Origin of the sequence: Helicobacter sp. (genome assembly GCF_022770205.1) — a bacterium.
In the GTDB taxonomy this organism is placed as follows: domain Bacteria; phylum Campylobacterota; class Campylobacteria; order Campylobacterales; family Helicobacteraceae; genus Helicobacter_D.
The window spans coordinates 15,530-36,159 of sequence record NZ_JALEIK010000031.1; the positions used below are offsets into that span (position 1 = coordinate 15,530).

The 20,630-nt window shown below is 36.5% G+C and carries 20 protein-coding genes; 9 read left to right on the top strand and 11 right to left on the bottom strand.

All coding sequences use genetic code 11. The features are described from left to right. Positions 1–72 precede the first annotated feature (72 nt). Positions 73–462: a hypothetical protein gene (locus MRZ19_RS06270; RefSeq protein ID WP_291031448.1), complete on the top strand. Its 390-nt coding sequence runs from the start codon at positions 73–75 to the stop codon at positions 460–462. On the opposite strand, the gene nspC is transcribed toward MRZ19_RS06270, so the two are convergent. From nspC to hemE, 5 genes are all read right to left on the bottom strand, one after another. Next, the gene (gene nspC, locus MRZ19_RS06275; RefSeq protein WP_291031465.1) at positions 459–1,676 is read right to left on the bottom strand and encodes a carboxynorspermidine decarboxylase; all 1,218 of its coding nucleotides are present in this window, start codon (positions 1,674–1,676) and stop codon (positions 459–461) included. The genes MRZ19_RS06270 and nspC overlap by 4 nt on opposite strands. Positions 1,677–1,683: 7 nt before the next feature. Beyond that, positions 1,684–2,499 carry a 3'-5' exonuclease gene (locus MRZ19_RS06280; RefSeq protein WP_291031449.1) on the bottom strand — a complete coding sequence of 272 codons (816 nt, stop codon included), beginning with the start codon at positions 2,497–2,499 and terminating at the stop codon, positions 1,684–1,686. Between the two features lie 56 nt (positions 2,500–2,555). Then, complete coding sequence (gene kcuS, locus MRZ19_RS06285) at positions 2,556–2,795, bottom strand: KCU-star family selenoprotein (protein ID WP_291031450.1); 240 nt, start codon at positions 2,793–2,795, stop codon at positions 2,556–2,558. After that, positions 2,770–4,884 carry a carbon starvation CstA family protein gene (locus tag MRZ19_RS06290; protein WP_291031451.1) on the bottom strand — a complete coding sequence of 705 codons (2,115 nt, stop codon included), beginning with the start codon at positions 4,882–4,884 and terminating at the stop codon, positions 2,770–2,772. Before MRZ19_RS06290 ends, kcuS begins: the two co-directional genes overlap by 26 nt. Positions 4,885–5,074: 190 nt before the next feature. Then, entirely contained in the window at positions 5,075–6,094 is a 1,020-nt protein-coding gene (gene hemE, locus MRZ19_RS06295; RefSeq protein ID WP_291031452.1) for a uroporphyrinogen decarboxylase, read from the bottom strand. A 128-nt stretch (positions 6,095–6,222) separates the two neighbouring features. Between hemE and secA the strand changes: the two genes are divergently transcribed. Genes secA through MRZ19_RS06310 form a run of 3 tightly spaced genes read left to right on the top strand, consistent with a single transcriptional unit; the run spans position 6,223 to position 10,887 of the window. Then, complete coding sequence (gene secA / locus MRZ19_RS06300) at positions 6,223–8,784, top strand: preprotein translocase subunit SecA (RefSeq protein WP_291031453.1); 2,562 nt, start codon at positions 6,223–6,225, stop codon at positions 8,782–8,784. Continuing rightward, the gene (locus MRZ19_RS06305) at positions 8,784–10,022 is read left to right on the top strand and encodes an ABC transporter permease (protein ID WP_291031454.1); all 1,239 of its coding nucleotides are present in this window, start codon (positions 8,784–8,786) and stop codon (positions 10,020–10,022) included. The genes secA and MRZ19_RS06305 overlap by 1 nt, the downstream gene beginning before the upstream one ends. Next, the gene (locus tag MRZ19_RS06310) at positions 10,015–10,887 is read left to right on the top strand and encodes an SPASM domain-containing protein (protein WP_291031455.1); all 873 of its coding nucleotides are present in this window, start codon (positions 10,015–10,017) and stop codon (positions 10,885–10,887) included. The genes MRZ19_RS06305 and MRZ19_RS06310 overlap by 8 nt, the downstream gene beginning before the upstream one ends. 220 nt (positions 10,888–11,107) lie before the next feature. Here the strand turns inward: MRZ19_RS06310 and MRZ19_RS06315 are convergent, their stop codons facing one another. The 3 genes from MRZ19_RS06315 to MRZ19_RS06325 all read right to left on the bottom strand — a co-directional run bounded on the left by MRZ19_RS06315 (position 11,108) and on the right by MRZ19_RS06325 (position 15,390). Further along, positions 11,108–12,451 carry an anaerobic C4-dicarboxylate transporter gene (locus MRZ19_RS06315; protein ID WP_291031456.1) on the bottom strand — a complete coding sequence of 448 codons (1,344 nt, stop codon included), beginning with the start codon at positions 12,449–12,451 and terminating at the stop codon, positions 11,108–11,110. Between the two features lie 28 nt (positions 12,452–12,479). Beyond that, positions 12,480–13,892, bottom strand: a complete 1,413-nt coding sequence (locus MRZ19_RS06320) for an aspartate ammonia-lyase (protein WP_291031457.1) — start codon at positions 13,890–13,892, stop codon at positions 12,480–12,482. A 127-nt stretch (positions 13,893–14,019) separates the two neighbouring features. Further along, positions 14,020–15,390, bottom strand: a complete 1,371-nt coding sequence (locus MRZ19_RS06325; protein WP_320606334.1) for an MATE family efflux transporter — start codon at positions 15,388–15,390, stop codon at positions 14,020–14,022. 248 nt (positions 15,391–15,638) lie between these two features. On the opposite strand from MRZ19_RS06325, the gene petA reads away from it, so the two are divergent. From petA to MRZ19_RS06345, 4 genes are all read left to right on the top strand, one after another. Further along, a complete protein-coding gene (petA, locus tag MRZ19_RS06330) occupies positions 15,639–16,142 on the top strand; it encodes a ubiquinol-cytochrome c reductase iron-sulfur subunit (protein WP_291031467.1) in 504 nt (167 codons plus the stop codon). A 10-nt stretch (positions 16,143–16,152) separates the two neighbouring features. Beyond that, the gene (locus tag MRZ19_RS06335; protein ID WP_291031458.1) at positions 16,153–17,382 is read left to right on the top strand and encodes a cytochrome bc complex cytochrome b subunit; all 1,230 of its coding nucleotides are present in this window, start codon (positions 16,153–16,155) and stop codon (positions 17,380–17,382) included. A gap of 9 nt (positions 17,383–17,391) precedes the next feature. Next, positions 17,392–18,234: a c-type cytochrome gene (locus MRZ19_RS06340; protein ID WP_291031459.1), complete on the top strand. Its 843-nt coding sequence runs from the start codon at positions 17,392–17,394 to the stop codon at positions 18,232–18,234. A 118-nt stretch (positions 18,235–18,352) separates the two neighbouring features. Then, positions 18,353–18,520, top strand: a complete 168-nt coding sequence (locus MRZ19_RS06345) for a hypothetical protein (RefSeq protein ID WP_291031468.1) — start codon at positions 18,353–18,355, stop codon at positions 18,518–18,520. A 48-nt stretch (positions 18,521–18,568) separates the two neighbouring features. On the opposite strand, the gene MRZ19_RS06350 is transcribed toward MRZ19_RS06345, so the two are convergent. Then, complete coding sequence (locus tag MRZ19_RS06350) at positions 18,569–19,678, bottom strand: transposase (protein WP_291031469.1); 1,110 nt, start codon at positions 19,676–19,678, stop codon at positions 18,569–18,571. A gap of 51 nt (positions 19,679–19,729) precedes the next feature. Between MRZ19_RS06350 and MRZ19_RS06355 the strand changes: the two genes are divergently transcribed. Continuing rightward, entirely contained in the window at positions 19,730–19,900 is a 171-nt protein-coding gene (locus MRZ19_RS06355) for a hypothetical protein (RefSeq protein WP_291031460.1), read from the top strand. 19 nt (positions 19,901–19,919) lie between these two features. Here MRZ19_RS06355 and MRZ19_RS06360 read toward each other — a convergent pair whose 3' ends face one another. After that, positions 19,920–20,351 (bottom strand): hypothetical protein, encoded by a 432-nt coding sequence (locus tag MRZ19_RS06360; protein WP_291031461.1) that lies wholly within the window; start codon positions 20,349–20,351, stop codon positions 19,920–19,922. After that, a partial coding sequence (locus MRZ19_RS06365; RefSeq protein ID WP_291031462.1) for a hypothetical protein occupies positions 20,351–20,630 on the bottom strand: 280 nt, incomplete at its 5' end. The genes MRZ19_RS06360 and MRZ19_RS06365, both read right to left, overlap by 1 nt.

The window sequence follows — 20,630 nt, forward strand, 5'->3', positions numbered from 1 at the left end:
TAAAAATTAATGCAAAATTATAACGCATTACTAATAAAAATCCGCTATAATTTAGCCTTTTAAAGGTTACTTATGCAAAGCTGGATTTTACTCACAATACTTCTTATCTGCTTGTTATTCCTTATTGCATTAGGATTTGCTTTAAGCAATAGCAAAACCAAAAAAGATTCTAAAGATACACAGCCTAAAATCCCAAACGCTCAAGAGCTTTTAAAGCTTTTAAAGACAGAAGAAAACACTTTAGAATCTCTCCATCAATACTCCAAGACGGCTTGCGCATTTTACAACCGCTATATGCAAGAATGTAATGATTTTGATTTAGAATTTATTGCCATTCTAAGTGCCCATAAAAATGTCAATGCAAAGCTGATTTTAGAAATTGAACGCAACTTTAAAACCTTAAATCCAGCACGCAAAACATTGCTAGATAAAGCACTCACTCTTGGCTTGGGATACCGCTAACTATTGCGCTGCTTATAATCTTCATAGCCATAGCTTTTAAAAAGCTCAAAACTCCCATTTTTTCTAATCACACCAATGCTAGGAAGTGGAATCCCATTAAATGTATTGTTTTTTACAATGGTATAATGCACCATATCTTCAAAAATCAATCTATCGCCAATTTTTAGCGGTTCTTTAAAACTATAATCTCCAATCACATCGCCTGCTAGACAAGTAGGACCACCAAAGCGATAGCTATAAGGCTTTTCTCCCTTTAAACGCAGTTTATCCTTTTTAAAATACGCCTTTGCAAAATAACTATTACGCACATTTGGACGATAGGGCATTTCAAGACAATCTGGCATATGCGCTGCTGCACTTACATCTAAAATTGCAATATCAATTCCATTTTTCACAAGATCTACCACACTGCCAAGCAAGAATCCACACTGCCAACCCACCGCTTCACCCGGCTCTAAATACACTTCAGTTTTGTATTTTTTTCTAAAATCTTTGATGATTTTAATAAGCAAATCCACATCATAATTTTGACGCGTGATATGATGCCCACCACCAAAATTTATCCAGCGCATTTGTGGAATCAATGTGCCAAAATGCTTTTCAAAATGCTTTAATGTGCGCTTTAGGGCATCACTATTTTGCTCACAATGCGTGTGAAAATGTAACCCACTAATCCCATCTAAGCCGTATTTTTTGACACCTTTTTTAAACTCCTTTGGTGTAATCCCTAAGCGTGAGCCCTCCACGCAAGGATTATAAATTTTTGGATTCACCTCACTATATTTTGGATTCACACGCAAGCCCACTGCAATTTTAGGAATCCCTTTGCGCCCCCTTAAAACATTCTGCGCATCAATTAAATGCTTAAAACTCTGCCATTGCGCAAAAGAATTGAAAATAATATGGTTACAAATTTCCACTAGCGCACGCATTTCTTCTAATTTATAAGAAGGGCTAAACGCCGTTACCTCCTTGCCAAACTCCTCATAGCCAAGCCTTGCTTCATAGATTCCGCTTGCGGTTACTCCGCTTAGATATTGCTTTGCTAAATCAAAGCTTCTCCACAACGCATAGCCTTTAAGTGCTAGCAAAATCTTAGCCCCACTTCTCTCTTGCACTGCATTTAATAATTTTAAATTTTTCTCAAATTTCTCTTCTTCAAGCACATAGCAAGGACTTGGAATATCCTTAAAACACTGCGGATAATTCCGCACTAAAGAGCTAGGGCGTGGCGTTTTGTTTGGATTCTGTGTTTGTTGTTGCGTGCATTGTTGCATATTTGACCTTTGGTGTATTTTTAGTAAATTCTAACAAATCCTTGCTTGTGTGAATATTTTTAGGAATCTTTTTTAGGGCAATCTTAAAAATTTCTAAAGCTGTTTTGGAATCCTGCAAAGCGCGGTGTAAATCTTGATGATTAATCTTTAAAAATGTATTTAAAAACCCTAGAGAATAACGCGGTGCTTGTAATGTTTTTTGTGCGAGTTTAATGGTGCAAAGGCGTGGATTATACAAATAGCCAAACCCGCATTTCTCTAGCGATTGACTAAGAAAGTTATAGTCAAAATCCACATTATGCGCCACAAAAATACTATCGCCTAAAAAGAGCTTAAATTTCTCCAGCACACTAACAAGCTTTGGTGCATTTTCTAGCATCGTAGCTTCAATGCCTGTGATTTTTGTAATGTATTCTGGAATCTCAGTGTTATACACAAAAGATTCAAATCTATCCACAATCTCTCCACCACGTACTTTAAGCGCACCAATCTCAATGGGTGTATGCACATAGGGATTGTGTCCGTTTGTTTCAATATCCACAATGCAAAAAGTTTCATCTAAAATAGGAGTTAAATTCGGACGAAAATAAATAGCATTATGCGCCATTTCAATAGGGATTCCACTATTTTTAAAAATTTCAAATTCACTTTCCACATCACCAAATAGCCCAGCTATTGGTGTTAGCAAAGATAAAAGTGCATTATAGCTAAGGGGACGCTTATTGAGTGTTGCAAGAATTTTATCATAGCGTTTTGGCATAAAAATTCCATCTTAATAAAATAAATTTGTATCCATAAACCTTATGGCTTTGTTTATCAGCATTTATTGCGCCCAGCACCATATTTTGCCTCCATTGCTTCTTTAAAAAATTCCCTTTGTGTTTTTGGAATCTTATCAGGATGATTTTTCCTAAAATGCTCTAAATATTTATCATAACTTGGCATTCCAACAAGCAAATGAAAAAATCTGTCAGAACGCTGGTAAATTTTACACAAAGCAGAGAAAATCCTCCCTAGCTTAAAATATTGCTTAGTGTGCAACAACTTTTTCCTCATAATCACTAGCCTTTAAATAAGGGGATTCTGCAAATGGAATCGTCTTTTCACCTTTTGTGCATTGAATGCAAATTCTAATGGTTTGGATTAAAACCAAACAAGTTACAAACATAAAAAACGCACACAAACTTGCGTTAATTAAATTATTTGTAGCAATGGTTGCAAATTTTTCTGCCAAGACTGGATCTACCGCTTCTGCTGCTTTAGCACTATTAATTTGCCAAAGTGCAATATGGCTTACCGCATCGTGAATTTTCTCGCCATTTGCAGGCAATAGTTTTAAGATTCCTGCATAAAGTGTTGAGATTAACACCCAAGCAGCAGGCAAAATCACAACCCACGCTTGCTTTGCCTTACCCATTTTAAATAATACTGCAACCACAAGCAACAACGCCATTCCTGCAAGCATTTGATTAGACACACCAAAGAGCGTCCAAAGCGATTTCACACCACCTTGTGGATCTGTTGTCCCTTGATAGAGAATGTATCCCCAGCCAATCACACAAATCAAAGTCGCAATCACTCCCCAAAACATTGAATGAATATTGCCAATAGGCTTATACACATTTCCTAGCACATCTTGCACCATAAAACGCCCTGCTCTAGTTCCTGCATCAACTGCTGTTAGAATAAACAACGCTTCAAACAAAATCGCAAAATGATACCAAAACGCCATAGAACCTTGATTAAAAAGCGGAATCTCAGAGATAATCATTGCCAAACCAATCGCAAAAGTTGGCGCACCACCTGTTCGGCTTAAAATGCTGTTTTCGCCGATATTATTTGCCATTCCTAAAATCTCTTCTGGCGTAATCACAAAGCCAAAGTTATTAATCGTTTGTGCCGCTATTGCCGCTGCTTGTGCTACATCAGTGATTCCCGTTGTGCCAAGCCCTGCTGGTGCAACATTAATGGATAAATACAGCCCAGGAGTTAAAATACAAGCTGCAATTAACGCCATTACCGCAACTGCAGATTCCATAACCATTGAACCATATCCTACCATTCTAGCGTGCGATTCTCTCTCTAGCATTTTTGGTGTCGTCCCACTTGAGATCAATGCGTGGAATCCACTAATTGCCCCACAAGCAATGGTAATAAACAAAAACGGAAAAAGTTGCCCACTAAACACAGGACCACTTCCATCTATAAATTTTGTTGTTGCAGGAAATTGAATATCAGGTGCTACAATTAAGATTCCAGCTGCCATTAGCACAATCACGCCAATTTTTAAAAATGTGCTAAGATAATCACGCGGTGCAAGCAAAAACCACACAGGTAAAATCGCCGCAATAAAGCCATATCCAATCATAATATAAGTAAGCGTTACAGGACTTAGCGTAAAGATTTCTGCAAGTGTTGGATTTTCTGCCACTGCTTGTCCATAATAAAGGGCTAAAAGCAACAACACAAAGCCGATGATACTTGCTTCACCAATCTTGCCCGGACGCAAAAAGCGCATATGAATCCCCATATAAATCGCAATAGGAATTGTCATCGTAATGGTAAATAGTCCCCAAGGAGATTCTGCTAAGGCATTTACAACAACTAAAGCCAAAATCGCAATAATTAGCATCATAATGCCTAAAATTCCAATCATAGCGATACTTCCTACACCTCTGCCAAGCTCTAGCTTAATAATCTCACCTAAAGATTTTCCATTGCGTCGCATTGAAACAAAAAGCACCGTGAAATCGTGCACTGCCCCAGCTAAAACCACCCCAACAACAATCCAAATCATCCCCGGCAAATACCCCATTTGCGCCGCAAGAATAGGACCTACAAGCGGACCTGCACCAGCAATGGCTGCAAAATGGTGTCCAAAAAGAACGATTTTATTTGTTGGCACAAAATCACGCCCATCATTTTGCGTTAAAGCAGGAGTTGCACGATTATCATCTAATCCTAACACCTTTTGTGCAATATATTTTGAATAGAAGCGATAACCAATTGCATAAATACACACCGCTGCTACAACAATCCACACCGCTGAGATTTGCTCTCCACTATGCAAAGCAAGGACGCCAAAGCCCCACGCACCAATCAAGGCAATAATCGCCCATACAACCAAACTTAAAACCTTATTCATAAGACTCCCTTGAATTAACTTAAAGACAAATCATAAATATAATTATTATATATTTTTAGCTTTACAATAACAATGCAAAAAACAACTTTTTATGTTTCTTTTTTTAGAATTTTTACTTAATGTTTATTTTTTACTCAAAATTACTTAAAAATTACACTTACAATTAAAGTATTTTTACAGATTCCATTGTTTAAGAATGCTTATAGTTGTGTATAAACTCTACAAGGGCAATCACATTCTCACGCGGTAAATCGGGTAACATTCCGTGTCCTAAATTAAAAATATGCGCACTTCCTTGCATTAAATCTAAAATTTCTTTTGCACCTTTTAACATAGCATCTTTAGCATACATTCTACACGGCTCTAAATTCCCTTGTAATGTGTATTTTGCGCCTAATTTTTCTTTTGCTAAACTTAAAGGAGTGCTCCAATCCACACCAAAAACATCAAAATTTCCATCAATTTTATCCAAAAAACCTGCGATTCCTTTAGGAAATAAAATCACAGGAATATGCGGATATTTAGTCTTGATAAACTCTGCAATCTCTTTGCAATACTGCCAACCAAATTTTAAATAAGAATCTCCTTCTAACGCACTTGCCCAAGAGTCAAACACCATCACCGCATTAACACCTGCTTGAATTTGTGCTTCTAAATAATGCTTTAAATTATATGTAATTTTTTGTAAAATTTTATGTAAAAAATTAGGATTTTGATAAAGCATTCTTTTTGACTTCGCATAAGTTTTACTGCCTTCCCCTTCAATCATATAAGTAGCAAGCGTCCAAGGTGCGCCGCAAAAGCCAATTAACGCCTTATCTTTAGCTAAATTTTGGCGCGTTAGGGCAATGGTATCATAGACATAGTTAAGCTTTTCATAAGCATTTTCATTAAGTTTCATTAAATCTTGCGCACTACTAATAGGATTTGCAAACTTTGGACCCTCCCCTGCAAAAAACCCTAAATCCATTCCCATTTCAAACGGAACTACCAAAATATCACTAAATAAAATCGCCGCATCTACATTGAGAATCTCCACAGGCTGTAAGGTTACTTTTGAAGCAAGTTTTGGATTCTTACAAAGAGAGAGGAAATCCCCTGCTTGCTTGCGCACTTCTTTATATTCATCTAAATATCGCCCCGCTTGACGCATCAACCAAACAGGCGTATAAGGCGTGTATTTTTTAAAACAAGCATCTATAAAAACCATACATATTCCTTTGTTCGCATAAAATCTTTGGCGCATTTTATCCAAGCAACATAGCATTTATGCTAAAATTGGCGTTTTAATTTACCCAAAATTTAAATGTTCCTAAATTTTGGACAAAGGTAAGACATATGATTTTAGAGCTTGCAAAAAAGATTTTCAGCAATAAAAATGATCGCTTAGTGGGACACTATCGCAAGGAGATTCACAAAATCAATATCCTTGAAGAAAAATACCAAAACTTAAACGACGCAGAGCTCAAAGCTGCTTTTAAAGCACTAAAACAACAAGTTCAAACCGCTGATAATCCGCAATCTATGCTCAACAAAGTCCTTTATGATTCCTTTGCCATCACAAGAGAAGCAAGCAAAAGAGTGCTAAATATGCGCCATTTTGATGTGCAATTAATCGGTGGTATGGTGCTACATGAGGGCAAAATTGCTGAAATGAAAACAGGTGAGGGAAAAACGCTTGTTGCAACACTAGCTGTGTGTTTAAATGCAATGGTAGGTAAAAGCGTGCATATCGTAACTGTGAATGACTATCTTGCTCAAAGAGATGCAGAGCTTATGCGCCCGCTTTATGAATTTTTAGACTATTCTGTTGGAATCGTTCTTAGCGGAAACTATGATGAAGCAAACCGCCTAGCGCAATATTCTTGTGATATTGTGTATGGCACAAATAATGAGTTTGGCTTTGATTATTTGCGCGATAATATGAAATACGATGACAGCCAAAAAGTGCAAAAACACCGCCATTTTGCCATTGTTGATGAAGTGGATTCCATTTTAATTGACGAAGCACGCACACCATTAATCATTTCAGGTCCAGCAAATCGCACACTAGATAACTATAAGCTTGCCAATGAAGTTGCTTTGAAGCTCAAAGTTGAAACACACTATACCATTGACGAAAAAAACCGCACCATAGTGCTAACTGAAGATGGAATTAACGAAGCTGAAAAGCTCTTTAAAATAGACAATCTTTATAGCATTGAAAACGCCATTTTAGCCCACCACCTAGACCAAGCTCTAAAGGCAAATAAGCTCTTTAAGATTGATAAAGATTATGTGCTACGCGATGGTGAAATCGTGATTGTAGATGAATTTACAGGGCGTTTGAGTGAAGGCAGACGCTTTAGCGAAGGATTACACCAAGCCCTAGAGGCAAAAGAAGGCGTAAAGATTAAAGAGGAATCCCAAACCCTAGCAGATATTACCTACCAAAACTACTTTAGACTTTATGAAAAGCTAGCAGGAATGACAGGGACAGCGCAAACTGAAGCAAGTGAGTTTTTACAAATTTACAACCTTGATGTTATCTCTATCCCTACCAACATTGCCGTTGCACGCAAAGATTTAAATGATTTAATCTACAAAACAGAAGCAGAAAAGTTTAAAGCCCTAACCCAAAAAATCGTAGAGTTGCACAAAAACGGACAGCCCATTTTGGTAGGCACTGCTTCTATTGAAAAGAGTGAGAAACTCCACGAATTGCTTAAGAAAGAAAGGATTCCACATTCTGTTCTTAACGCAAAACAGCACGCAAAAGAAGCAGAAATCATTAAAGATGCAGGCAAAAAAGGAGCAGTAACCATTGCTACAAATATGGCAGGGAGAGGAGTGGATATTAAAATTGATGATGCAGTGCGCGCACTAGGTGGGCTTTATATCATCGGCACAGAACGCCACGAATCAAGGCGCATTGACAATCAACTAAGAGGCAGAAGCGGTAGGCAAGGAGATCCCGGAACTAGCCAATTTTATCTAAGCTTAGAAGATTCTTTATTGCGCATTTTTGGAAGTGATAAAATTAAAGGCATTATGGATAAACTAGGACTTGATGAAGGAGAGCATATAGAATCCAAGCTTGTAACGCGTTCTGTGGAAAATGCACAAAAAAAAGTGGAATCTATGCACTTTGAATCAAGAAAACACCTATTAGAATACGATGATGTGGCAAATGAACAAAGAAAAGCAATTTATCGTGTGCGTAACGAATTGTTAGATCCCAAACATAATATTGCGCAAAAAATCATTGAAAATCGTCAAGATTCCATTAAGATGCTTCTTGAAAAATGTGAAGTTTTAAACGATGATGACAATCTTGAATTACTTTGTGCTCAAGCTAGAGAGGATTTTAACATTGCATTAAATCCAGACAATTTAAAAGAATATTTTCAAGCAAATAATGCCTTTGAAGGCTATATTGAAGATGCTTTAATCCGTGATTATGAAGCTAAAATGCAACATCTTGAACCAAAAACACGCAGCGAAGTTGAAAAACTCATTTATCTCCAAACGCTAGATAATCTCTGGCGCGAACATCTTTATGTAATGGATAATCTAAAAGCTGGAATCGGATTGCGCGGATACAACCAAAAAGATCCTTTAGTAGAATACAAAAAAGAGAGTTATAGTCTTTTTGTTGAGCTTGCCGCACAGATTAAATACACAGCCATTAAAATGCTCCAAAAAATACAATTAAAAACAGACAATGCAGAACAGACTAAAGCAGCACGCCAAAAGCTTGTTGATTCCACAAAAGGAGCACAAGCCACACATCCAAAAGCACCGATTTTTAAAGGCAGACCTGTGCGTAATGCACCTTGTCCTTGTGGAAGTGGCAAAAAGTATAAAGATTGTTGTGGTAAAAGCGGACCAAAGCGTGGTGCGTTAGTTAAGAATACTTAATGCTAAAACAAAGTCTAATCTTCTACCTTGTGCGCCGTTATTTGCGTTTCAATAAGACGCAGCCCTTCATCTCCATTACAGCCATTCTAGCGTTTTTAGGCGTTAGCATTGGGGTGATGGTGCTCATTGTTGCAATGGCATTAATGAATGGCTTTGATAAGGAATTTGAACGCAAATTGTTCATTATGAATTATCCTATAACAATGGTAAGTGCCGGCTTTGATCGCCCAAATGAAGAGCTTTTAGAAGATTTAGAAAACAACTTCAAACATCTAAAATTTAGCCCCTTTATCCAAACACAAGCACTTTCAAAAGCAAATGAACGCATTGAGGGTGCAGCAGTTTTTGGTGTGGATTTCTTGCGCGAGAGTGCAATCAATCCTGTTTTTAATGAAGCCTTGCTTGCCACACAGCAGAATTTTAAAGAAAGGCTCGGTGAAACCTATATGACTGAAACCTTTCAAATCATCATTGGAAAAACACTTCAAGAGCAGTTTGGTTTGCAGTTTCATTCTAATTTATTGCTCATTTTTACACAATTTAGCCCAACAGCAATTAGTCTAACGCCCACAATGAAACGCTTTAGCGTAGTAGGCACATTTAATTCTGGACTGATTGCCTATGATAAAAGCTACATTTACACTACCCTAGAAGCTTTGCGCACCATTAAAGCAATGCCGCAAGATGCATATGATGGAATCCATATTCACTCACAAAATCCGCAAAAAGACATTATCGCTTTAAAAGAAAAATATCCCCATATGCACTTTGTAGGATGGTGGGAGCAAAATGGCAATTTCTTTGCCGCCCTAGAGCTAGAAAAACGCGCCCTATTTATCGTGCTTATGCTCATTATCTTAGTGGCGTCTTTAAATATCATTAGCTCGCTTTTAATGACCGTGATGAATCGTCGCAAAGAAATCGCCCTGCTTTTAACAATGGGAGCAAGCACTAAAGAGATTAAAAAAACTTTTTTGTATCTAGGCAACGCCATAGGCATTAGTGGAATCCTAGTGGGTGCGATTTTAGCTGCAATCATTCTCTTTGTGCTTGCAAACTTTCCTATTATTTCACTCCCAGCTGATGTTTATGGAAGCGATAAACTCCCTTTAGAACTCTCTTTGATTGATTTAGCCTCTATTCTTATAGGCTCTTTTATCATTGTATTTTTCTCTTCCTATTATCCAGCAACAAAGGCAACGCAAATTAATCCATTGCAAGTTCTACGCAATGAGTAAAACTGACAAACAATTTGAAAAAATCTTTATAGAAATCACAAATTTTTGTGGCTTAGATTGCAGTTTTTGCACACCACAAAAGGAAGCAAAAGCAACAATGCCACTAGAACTTTTTAGCAAAATCACACAAGAAATCTCCCCACATACAAAACTTTGCGCTTTACATATTCTAGGTGATCCTTTGAGCATAAATTCCCTAAAAGATTATTTAGATTCCGCACAAAACTTAAAACTTGAAATTACCACAAGTGGATTCTTTTTTAATGCTAAAAACACCATTCTTTTACTAGAGCATAAAAACATACACCAAATCAATATCTCGCTCACTAGCGCACTTTATCAAAAGCAACCCATCGCATTAGAATCGTATTTACAAAAAGTCTTAGACTTCTGCCAAGAGCACCAAAGAATACAAAGTGAGAAGTTTATCAATTTACGCTTATGGAATCTAAAACCAAATCTTAAAACACCAAAATGCAATACACGCATTTATGAAGCCTTACAAAAACATTTTAAGCTACCTTCACTATCCCCGCTTAAAATGCGCCTTGCCTATAAAATCCATTTAATCGGTGCGCCATTTTTTGAGTGGGCAGATACAAACCGCACAGAAAAACAACACACAGGTTTTTGCTATGGGGCTAGCAAACAACTTGGAATCCTATGTGATGGACGCATTGTGCCTTGCTGTTTTGATGCAAAAGGGGAAATCACATTAGGAAATCTCAAAACACAAAGTTTTCAAGAAATTTTAAATTCTAAACGCAGAATAGATTTAATCAATCATTTCAAAAACAACAAGCGCATTGAAGAATTTTGCCAAGCTTGCAAATACCCAGAATACCTTAAAAAAGAAGCCTTTTAAACACGGAATCCAAAACAGCAAATTCCGATTCCAACTTTTAGCATCCCACATTCTTACAAACCAACAATAGCCTTTTAGGATTTTAAACTTTTCAAACAAAAAAAAGGAAACCTGAAATTGCAAGCAATTTCTTCCTTATTGTCTGTAAAATTTAAAATCCTAAAAGGCTTATTTAAAAACTAAGCAAGAAATAATAAAACTACCCCAAAAGGGGAGCTTATTAGAATAATGCAGTGGCTACAAAGCCTAGCACAACACTAAAAATAATTGCCAAAACGCCCGGAATTAAAAACGCGTGGTTAAACACATATTTACCAAGCCTTGTAGAATCTGTATCATCCATTTGCACCGCACCTAAAAGTGTGGGATAAGTAGGAAGCACAAAAAGCGCAGAAACTGCTGCAAATGAAGCAACAAGTATATAAGAATCCGCAGGATTTGCTGCTGTGATTCCTAATGCTGCAACAACAACGGGGGTGATTGCCTTTGCAGTTGCCGCTTGAGAATAAAGAAGCATTGCTGCAAAAAAGAAAATCACAGCTAACAACGAAGGCACTTGTTGCACCCAATCTCCTGCTAAATCTTTAATCTCCTCTGTATAACCACCCACAAATGTATTCCCAAGCCAAGCAACGCCAAGAACACAAACGCAAGCTACCATACCAGATTTAAACACACTAGTATCAGCAATTTTGCCTGTTTCAACTTTACACAAAATTACAATAAATGTTGCAACTGCAAGCATAAAACTCATAATCGCCGCATCTCTAGGAACAATAACATTTTCAATGAACACCGGCTTGCCACCGATTTTTGAAATTGCCGTTGCATATAAAACAACCAACAAAACGCCGATTAAAAAGATTCCAACAGAAAGTTTTGCACCCTTTTTTAATTCCATATTTTGCGCACCAACTGCAGGTTTAACCAAACCTTGCGCTAACCTTTCTTGATAGACGGGATCTTTGCTTAAATCAAGATTAGAAAACATTGTCATCACAAATGCTGTGAGCATACAAGCAATAAATGTCGTTGGAATCCAAATTCCAAGCAATAGCGGGTAACTCCAACCAAGCGGCTCTAGCACGCCTGTCATATAAACAACAGCGGCACTAACAGGGCTTGCAGTGATTGCAATTTGGCTTGCAACAACTGCAATAGAAAGCGGAGCAGATGGCTTAATATTTTGCTCTTTTGCAACTTCTACAATGACTGGAATCATTGAAAACGCTGTGTGTCCCGTCCCAGCTAGTAGCGTTAAAACATAAGTCACAGTGGGTGCAAGATAGTTAATATACTTAGGGTTTGCGCGTAAAACTTTCTCTGCAATCTGCACTAAATAATCTAATCCCCCTGCAAGTTGCATTGCTGAGATTGCAGAGATAACGGACATAATAATCAAAATAACATCCCAAGGAATGCTACCGGGATTCATTCCTAAAACCAAACCTAAAATCACAACACCTATACCACCTGCATAACCAATTCCGATTCCACCTAAGCGAATCCCTACAAAAATTGCCCCAAGCAAAACAATAATTTGAAGTATTAGTGTAATATCCATTTTCCCTTATTCCTCCTTTTTGTAAAAATTAAGCGTCTTTTTTCTTTTTCATTTGTGGATTTAACATATTTTGTGGATCTAAAATTTTGTCAATCTCTTCTTTAGGCAGATAACCTCTCTCTAAACAAATATCACCCACTGATTTACCCGTTTGCAATGCCTCTTTTGCAATGCTTGCGGATTTTTCATAACCAAGCACAGGATTAAATGCTGTTACGATTCCAATAGAATTAAGCACAGATTGCTTGCAAGCCTCAGCATTTGCACTTAAGTGTTTTACAGCTTTTCGTGCTAGCGTCTGCATTGCATTTTCTAAAATCACTAAGGAATTAAAAAGTGCATAGGCAATTCCGGGTTCTACTGCGTTAAGCTCAAACTCACCCCTTTCACTACAAAGCATAATTGTTGTGTCATTTCCAATGACTTCATAGCAAGCTTCTTGCACAACTTCGCAAATGACAGGATTTACCTTTCCAGGCATTATAGAGCTTCCTGGTTGCATTTTTGGCAAGTTAATCTCGCCTAAACCACATCTAGGACCAGAATTCATTAAACGCATATCATTTGCGATTTTGTTTAATCTCACCGCTGCTGTTTTTAACGCACCACTTACAAAGACAAAATCCGCTGTATCCTGTGTTGCAGCGATTAAATCTGCTGCTGGCTTATACTCTACGCCTGTAATGTCTTTAAGCTTTTTCTCTACAAGATTCTTATAATCTGGGTGGCAGTTAATCCCCGTCCCAATAGCAGTTGCACCCATATTCAAAGTTTCCATTACACTTCTTGCATAGGTTAATCTCTCAATATCTGTTTTGATATATGTAGCAAAGGCGTTAAATGTGTTTCCTAAAGTCGTAGGAACGGCATCTTCAAGCTCTGTCCTCCCCATTTTAATCATATCTTTAAAATCTTTTGCCTTAATTTCAAGCTCATTTTTTAGCTCATCCATAGCTTTTAGCAAATCGCCTAATTTTGCGTGTGTTGCCACTTTAATGGAGCTTGGATAAGTGTCATTTGTGGATTGCCCTAAGTTTGTATGATCATTTGGGTGAAGGTATTGATACTCTCCCTTTTTATGCCCCATACTCTCTAATGCAATATTTGTAAGCACTTCATTCACATTCATATTAGTTGAAGTTCCTGCACCCCCTTGGATCATATCCACAACAAATTGATCCATAAACTCACCAGCAATTAGCCTATCGCAAGCTTTTACTAAGGCATCTGCTTTCTCTGCATCTAAAACGCCTACTTCTTTATTTGCAAGTGCTGCTGCCTTTTTAATTTGCGCAAATGCCTTAATAAAGAAAGGATAATCCTTCAACTTTCTCCCAGTCATTTGAAAATTATCTACTGCCCTAAAAGTTTGCACACCATAATAGACATCGTCAGAAATCTCTAACTCACCAATAAAATCGTGCTCTTTTCTAGTTCCCATAATAGACCTCTTAAAGAATTTTGGATTTAAAGATTACTATGAATAATCTTTATGTAGTGAATATTACATCAAAGAGGCTTATTATTTTTAGCTTGAAAAAATATAATTTATTTTTTTAAGCTTACCATTAAATATCTTTTAACACTCCGTTTTTACGCTCATAAAGAATCATTCCAGCTGTCACAAAAGTGGCACATAAAATCCCTAAAGGATAGGCAAGCATCACTCCTAAAAAGCCATAAAAACTAGGCAAAATTACCACAAAAAGCAGTGCAAACACAAGCGTATAAGAAAATGTAATCATAAAAGAACTCATCGTGCGCTGGATGGATTGAAAAAAGATTGCACTCACAATATTCACACCAAGCAAAGCATAGCCTAAGAAATATAGCCGCACAGAATCTTGCGTATCCTTTAGCAAATGCACATCACGCATTGCAATATCATTGGGCAAAAACCAACTAATAAGATAGGGGGAACACACATAAAAAAACCCATACAAAACAATTCCGCCCACTAAACTAAACAATAAACCAAATTTAAAAATCCCCATCACGCGCCCCATTAACTTTGCTCCATAATTAAAGCTCGCAATAGGTTGCACACCTTGCGCCATAGATAAGAGAATTGTAAAAGGTATGATTCCAATATACATAATCACGCTATAAATTGCTAGCCCCCTATCGCCTGCAATGCTAACAATAGTGTGGTTAAAAATTAACATCATCACACTAACACTAACCTCAGAACTACTCTGTGGGATTCCATTTTTTGTGGCATTTAAAAGTGCATAAACATCAAAAGAACGCACTAAAAATAAATCTCCCTTTTTGCGCAAAAAATGCTGGAGTAAAATACACATTCCAATGCCGTGTCCTAAAAGCGTAGCTAATGCACTGCTTGCGATTCCAAGCTCTAAGATAAATAGAAATATATAATTTAAAATGATATTAGAAAATGCACCCACTATCATTGCTACCATTGCTAAAACCGGCTGTTTGTCATTGATTGCAAAGATGTCCAACATCGGATGCAACACAATAATAAACGCTCCTAGATAAATCACTTCTGTGTAATCCCTAACAAAAGGCAAAAGTTGCTTGCTACTTCCAAGCATTAAAGCAATGGAATCGCTAAAGAGAAACAAAAGGATTCCACCAAGCACACTAGTTATAAGCCCAAAATAAAAGACAGAGCTAAATACAACCCTTGCGTGCAAGGCTTTATTCCGCCCTAAAAAATACGCAGCCATTGTTGCTCCTCCTACACTAAAGAGCAACTCAAAAGCAATTAACACAGGAAAAATAGGCCAAGCAATTCCAATAGCAGCAAGCGCATTTTCGCCTAATTTTTTACCAACAAAGATTCCATCCATCGTAGAATAACTAGAGAGGGCAAGCATTGCAATGAGTGCGGGCAAAAAATAAGAGAAAAATAATTTTGGGATTCCCAGTGTTTTTAACTCTTCTTTTGATTTTTGCACAGATTGCGCCATCATTTCTCCTAATCTAGCTTCTTAAATTCTAAAATCAAATTTTAGCACAACTCTTACTTAACAAGCTTTTTAAAGCTCCAACATAGAATCCTTTTTACAACTCCCTAGAATCCTTTGCATTTTTGAAACATTCTTTCTTTTTTTGTAAAAAATTTTCTTACTTTTTTAAAAAATAAAGTTTCCTTTTGATAAAATCAAGGGTTTTAAATGCCTATTTTAAAAGATTGATACTATATTTTAGGAGGATAATGATGGCAGAGAATGTCAAGCGTAGAGATTTCCTTGGTATGACTCTTGGGGCTGTTGCAGCTGTTGGTGTTGGCGCATCGCTTGTTGCAATGAAGTCTTCTTGGGATCCCTTACCAAGTGTTGTTTCAGCAGGATTTACCACTGTTGATTTAAGCAGTATGCAAGAAGGAGAATATCGTCAAGTGGAATACAGGGGAACTCCCGTATATGTCATTAAAAAAACTGCAGCAATGCAGCAATGTGAGCAAAGAGATGTGGTTGTTGGAGAATCAAGTTATAGTGTTGGGATTCAAATTTGCACGCACTTAGGCTGTATTCCCTCTTATAATTCTAACAACACAGAATTTCACTGCGCTTGCCACGGAGGACGCTTTGATGTGTGTGGCAGACAAGTCTTTGGTCCTCCTCCAAGCCCTATGGTAATTCCCCCTTTTAAAATTGATGGGACAAAATTAGTGCTAGGTGAAGAAGGTCCAGAATACCTAAAACTCACCGGCAAAGCATAAGGAGTAGCGTATGGCACAAATTCAAAAAGCAAATGGTATTATTGATTGGCTAGATCAAAGGCTTGCAATTAAACCTTTAATAAAAGTTTTAATGACAGAATATTGGGTTCCAAAGAATATCAATTTCCTATGGGCAATGGGTGTTGTTTTAGTTGTTTTATTTACGCTTTTAGTGATTTCTGGATTATTTTTATTAATGTATTATAAGCCTGATACTAAGCTTGCATTTGATAGTGTAAATTACACCATTATGCAAGAGGTGGCGTATGGCTGGTTTTGGAGACATTTACACGCCGTGAGTGCTTCTGTTTGCTTCTTAATCATTTACATCCATATGTTTGTAGCAATCTATTATGGCTCTTACAAAAATGGGCGTGAGATGATTTGGATAACAGGAATGGTTCTCTTTGGATTATTCTCCGCAGAAGCATTTAGCGGCTATATGCTACCTTGGGGGCAGATGAGTTATTGGGCAGCAGCAGTTATTACAAATTTATTTGGCGAAATCCCAATCATTGGTCCTGATTTAGTGGTATGGATTCGTGGTAACTTCATTGTTTCTGATGCAACACTTACAAGATTCTTTATGCTACATGTTGTCTTACTTCCTGTTGTAATTATGCTTGTGATTGCTGTGCATTTCTATTCTTTAAGAATCCCACATGTTAATAATATGTATGGCGAAGAAATTGATTTTGAAAAGGAAGCGGAGAAGTTTAAAGCGGGCAACAAAAAAGAATCTAAAGTGATTCCATTTTGGCCTATGTTCTTATCTAAAGACTTCTTTGTAGTAAGCTTTTTCTTGGCAATTTTATTCTATCTCACTTGTTACCATTATAGCTTTGCTCTAGATCCCATTAACTTTGATCCAGCAGATCATTTAAAAACCCCTCCGCACATTTATCCAGAGTGGTATTTCTTATGGAGTTATGAGATTTTACGCGGATTCTTCTTTAGTGCAGATTTAGGGCTTATCGCATTTGGAATCGCAAATGTTGTGTTTATTTTGCTCCCTTGGTTAGATCGCAGTAAAGTTGTTGCACCAGCGCATAAACGCCCGGGCTTTATGGTTTTCTTTTGGTTATTAGTAGCAGATATGATCATCTTAACAATTTGGGGGAAACTCCCACCAACAGGCATTAATGCCTACATCGGCTTTGCAGCAACAATAGCATTCTTAGTGCTATTATTTGTGTTTTTACCAATCATCACTAAGATTGAAGATAAAAAGCAGGCTTAAGGAGTCAGTATGAAAGAATTCTTAGCGTTAATTATTGTTATAGTTGTTACAGGAATTATTTATTTAGGAGTTGAGCCTTTTGCGCACGGACAAATGCATCCAAAAGTTGCTCCTGCAGATTACACTTTTGCAGATTTAAAACCTCTTGAAGCAAGTGAAGGCAATGCCGCAAATGGTAAAGAACTCGTGATTGCAAATTGCGTAGCCTGCCATTCTGTTAAAAGCGATGGCTTAGAATCTCCATTTACCGCAGAAACTGCTGTTGCAGCGTATGGAGTATTGCCTCCAGATTTATCTTCAGCAGGACTAATTTATGAGAAAAATTTCCTTGCTAATGTGATTAAAGACATAGCAGTTGCCACTAAACAAACACATAAATTTGATGGCACACATTTAATGCCACCATTTAGTTGGATGAGTGATCAAGAAATTGCAGATATGATTGCCTACCTTCAAAGCATTGCCCCAAAAGAAATGACTAACAAAGAAGTCTTTATTGATGCTTGTGGGCGTTGCCATAATGTGCTTTATGATAAATGGCAAGCAGATGGCGGTATTACGACTTATTTAGACACAAAAGTGCCAGATTTATCAATGATGATTCGTAGTCGTGACATAGAATATCTCCATAACTTCATCAATGATCCCCAAAAGATTCTACCCGGAACTGCAATGCCACGCGTTGGCTTAACACAAGAAGCAGAAAAGCAAGTGATTGCATATATGGAATCTGTTGGCGATAGCAAAAAAGAAGAGAGAGAATCTCTAGGCTATAAACTTGTTATTTTTATGCTAATTATGGGTGTTATTGCATATCTATGGAAGCGCAAAATCTGGAAAGATACACATTAGCCTTAAAAATTTAGCAAGATTCTTGCTAAATTTTTTAACACCACTCTTTTTAAAAAAGGATTTCTATGCAAAACACATTAAATCTTAAAATCTCACAAGAAAACGCAAAAAAGCTAGTATAAACAATGCAGATAAAAGAGTGATTCAAACAGATGAGTATGGACAAAGAGTATTTAGCGGCAAACAAGTTAATGGATATTATGTAGTTGTTGAAACCATTAGCACAAAGCAAAACGAGCTAAAGTTTAAAACAATGTACGCTCAAAAAACCATTAAATCTATTTAATTTTATATTAGAATTTAAATAGTTTTCTTTCATAAACTTTTTCATAGGTTAAAAACCTATTGAAATTTTTATTGGAACGAACGCTGTTCCGCTATCCCTTAGAGTTTGCACTGCATTAGGGAATACTTTTCTAGCAATACCTATTGCACCATTTAAATCCGCATTTATGAATTTGCCAGTGCTTGATTTAAATAATCCACGCTTAATGCGTTTGCCTAAGTAATTCTCTCTATGCCCTAAAGGCTCATTGGCTAAATGGTCGCATTTGCTAGTATGGCTCTCTTCGGTTAAATGAAGTTTTATGCCATAGTTTTCACATTTATATGCCATTTTTTCAATAAAAGAGTTATAAGGAATTGAAACAAAGTTTTGATTTGTTTTTTTACCTAAATTAATCTCTTGTTTCCATTCTTTATTCTTGCCAATTACGATATTAGCGATTTTATGCTCTACACAATGCTTTATAATGAAATCGCTTGATTTATGCATAAAATCATTTATCTTGCAATCTCTTTTTAAAGCTAGATTTGCTAGTTTTTTTGAGTGAAATTTGTTATTTGAGAGTTTTAGCGTTTGTGTGTATTTAGCTCTTAATTTGTTGAAAAATTGATTGACGCTTTTAATCGCTCTGCCGTTGATAATAAAAGGCTGTTTGCTTTGATTATCTATTGAAGCTACAAAGTTATTAAGTCCTAAATCAATGCTTAAAAAGCTATTTTCAATTAAATTTGTAGCCTTAGCTAAACACTCATAAACAACTTCCACAATAAAACAAGTAGATTTTGGAATGAATCTAACTTGCTTTAGTGTAGAAGTTTGATTGTCTATTTTTGTGATGAATGGTTTTAAATTTGTGCTTTTTGGAAAGTGAATTTTATTTAGTGATTTGCCTTGTTTGATTTTAGCTTGTTGATTTGTAAAAACAACAATGCTTACTCCATTTTTAGCTTTATATTTTGGTAGTTTTGGATTGCTTGTAAATTTGCTTTTATCCTTTTGATAAGATTTTAAAGCCTTAAAAAAGCTCTTGTAGTTTTTGTATAAGAGTTTTATTGTTTGTTGGCTACTTTGTGCTGGTAAAGAAATATAATCGGCTTGTTTTTCTTTAGCTAATTTTGTTGTTAAATCATACTCTTTTGGAGTAGATTTATTTGCAATAAAATCTTATCTAATAATGTAATTAACATAGTTATAGAGATTTTTAGATTTATGGCAAATCTCTTTTATGCTATTAAAGCGTTTATCGTTTGGTTTAATAATGTGTCTTTCTACTCGTTGCACTCATCATCTCCGCAAATCCTATTAACTTCGTCTTTGTTAATTTTACTCTCAATGAGTAACTTTTTAGCAATTCTACGCTTAGAATACATTCTCTTATAAAACACTTCATAAGTTCCAATTACGCGTCTAATTGGGGGTGGGATTCGTGTTGTTGTTTTTTGGGTAACAGCTCTACTTTTTTGAAAATATGCAATGCAATCTCAATAAAACTAGCAAAACACACAGCCATCAATATTAAAATAAGCCTATCCATAGGAAGTTCAATGTCGTCATATTTTGTGCTAGCGTTAACAAATGCGTTAATTAAAAAATAAATATATATTCTTTTTTTCTTGTATAAAAACCAAAATCCCGCAACAACCAAGGGTAAACACAATAAGAGTATATTTAGAAAAATAGATACAACTTCAGCATTTGCGTTTTTTATAAAAACAGCCCCAAAGCCTATCACAGAAAACCACATAATGACTTTTGCCAAAATCCATAAAAAAGGCTGTTTCCAACTCGTTGCAACCCCCACCCCAACAGCTATTAAAAGAACCCACAACATTATTTCTCCTTTCTAAATCTACCCACAAGTTTTTTAAAAAACACAAGATAAAAACTTGTAATAAGCGCACCCAAGAAAAAAACCACTAAAGTTTGCGGCTCAACAAATATATCCATATTCCTTGCTTCCTTCGCATTGTCCCATAATTTTTTAAAGGATTCTGGATAATATCTGTGTTCAAAAAGTCTATAATTTTCTTTTTCCTCATTTGTGAAGCCAGACAGCACAATCCTATTGTGTTCCGCTATTATGCCTAACACAACTTCATTTCTCTTATTT

What these genes read in the sequence shown, in the direction of transcription:
- MRZ19_RS06270 (WP_291031448.1), top strand. Translation starts at nt 73, where the DNA reads ATGCAAAGCTGGATTTTACTCACAATACTTCTTATCTGCTTGTTATTC.
- MRZ19_RS06280 (WP_291031449.1), bottom strand. Translation starts at nt 2,499, where the DNA reads ATGCCAAAACGCTATGATAAAATTCTTGCAACACTCAATAAGCGTCCC.
- kcuS (WP_291031450.1), bottom strand. Translation starts at nt 2,795, where the DNA reads ATGAGGAAAAAGTTGTTGCACACTAAGCAATATTTTAAGCTAGGGAGG.
- MRZ19_RS06290 (WP_291031451.1), bottom strand. Translation starts at nt 4,884, where the DNA reads ATGAATAAGGTTTTAAGTTTGGTTGTATGGGCGATTATTGCCTTGATT.
- hemE (WP_291031452.1), bottom strand. Translation starts at nt 6,094, where the DNA reads ATGGTTTTTATAGATGCTTGTTTTAAAAAATACACGCCTTATACGCCT.
- secA (WP_291031453.1), top strand. Translation starts at nt 6,223, where the DNA reads ATGATTTTAGAGCTTGCAAAAAAGATTTTCAGCAATAAAAATGATCGC.
- MRZ19_RS06305 (WP_291031454.1), top strand. Translation starts at nt 8,784, where the DNA reads ATGCTAAAACAAAGTCTAATCTTCTACCTTGTGCGCCGTTATTTGCGT.
- MRZ19_RS06310 (WP_291031455.1), top strand. Translation starts at nt 10,015, where the DNA reads ATGAGTAAAACTGACAAACAATTTGAAAAAATCTTTATAGAAATCACA.
- MRZ19_RS06315 (WP_291031456.1), bottom strand. Translation starts at nt 12,451, where the DNA reads ATGGATATTACACTAATACTTCAAATTATTGTTTTGCTTGGGGCAATT.
- MRZ19_RS06320 (WP_291031457.1), bottom strand. Translation starts at nt 13,892, where the DNA reads ATGGGAACTAGAAAAGAGCACGATTTTATTGGTGAGTTAGAGATTTCT.
- MRZ19_RS06325 (WP_320606334.1), bottom strand. Translation starts at nt 15,390, where the DNA reads ATGATGGCGCAATCTGTGCAAAAATCAAAAGAAGAGTTAAAAACACTG.
- petA (WP_291031467.1), top strand. Translation starts at nt 15,639, where the DNA reads ATGGCAGAGAATGTCAAGCGTAGAGATTTCCTTGGTATGACTCTTGGG.
- MRZ19_RS06335 (WP_291031458.1), top strand. Translation starts at nt 16,153, where the DNA reads ATGGCACAAATTCAAAAAGCAAATGGTATTATTGATTGGCTAGATCAA.
- MRZ19_RS06340 (WP_291031459.1), top strand. Translation starts at nt 17,392, where the DNA reads ATGAAAGAATTCTTAGCGTTAATTATTGTTATAGTTGTTACAGGAATT.
- MRZ19_RS06355 (WP_291031460.1), top strand. Translation starts at nt 19,730, where the DNA reads ATGGCAAATCTCTTTTATGCTATTAAAGCGTTTATCGTTTGGTTTAAT.
- MRZ19_RS06360 (WP_291031461.1), bottom strand. Translation starts at nt 20,351, where the DNA reads ATGTTGTGGGTTCTTTTAATAGCTGTTGGGGTGGGGGTTGCAACGAGT.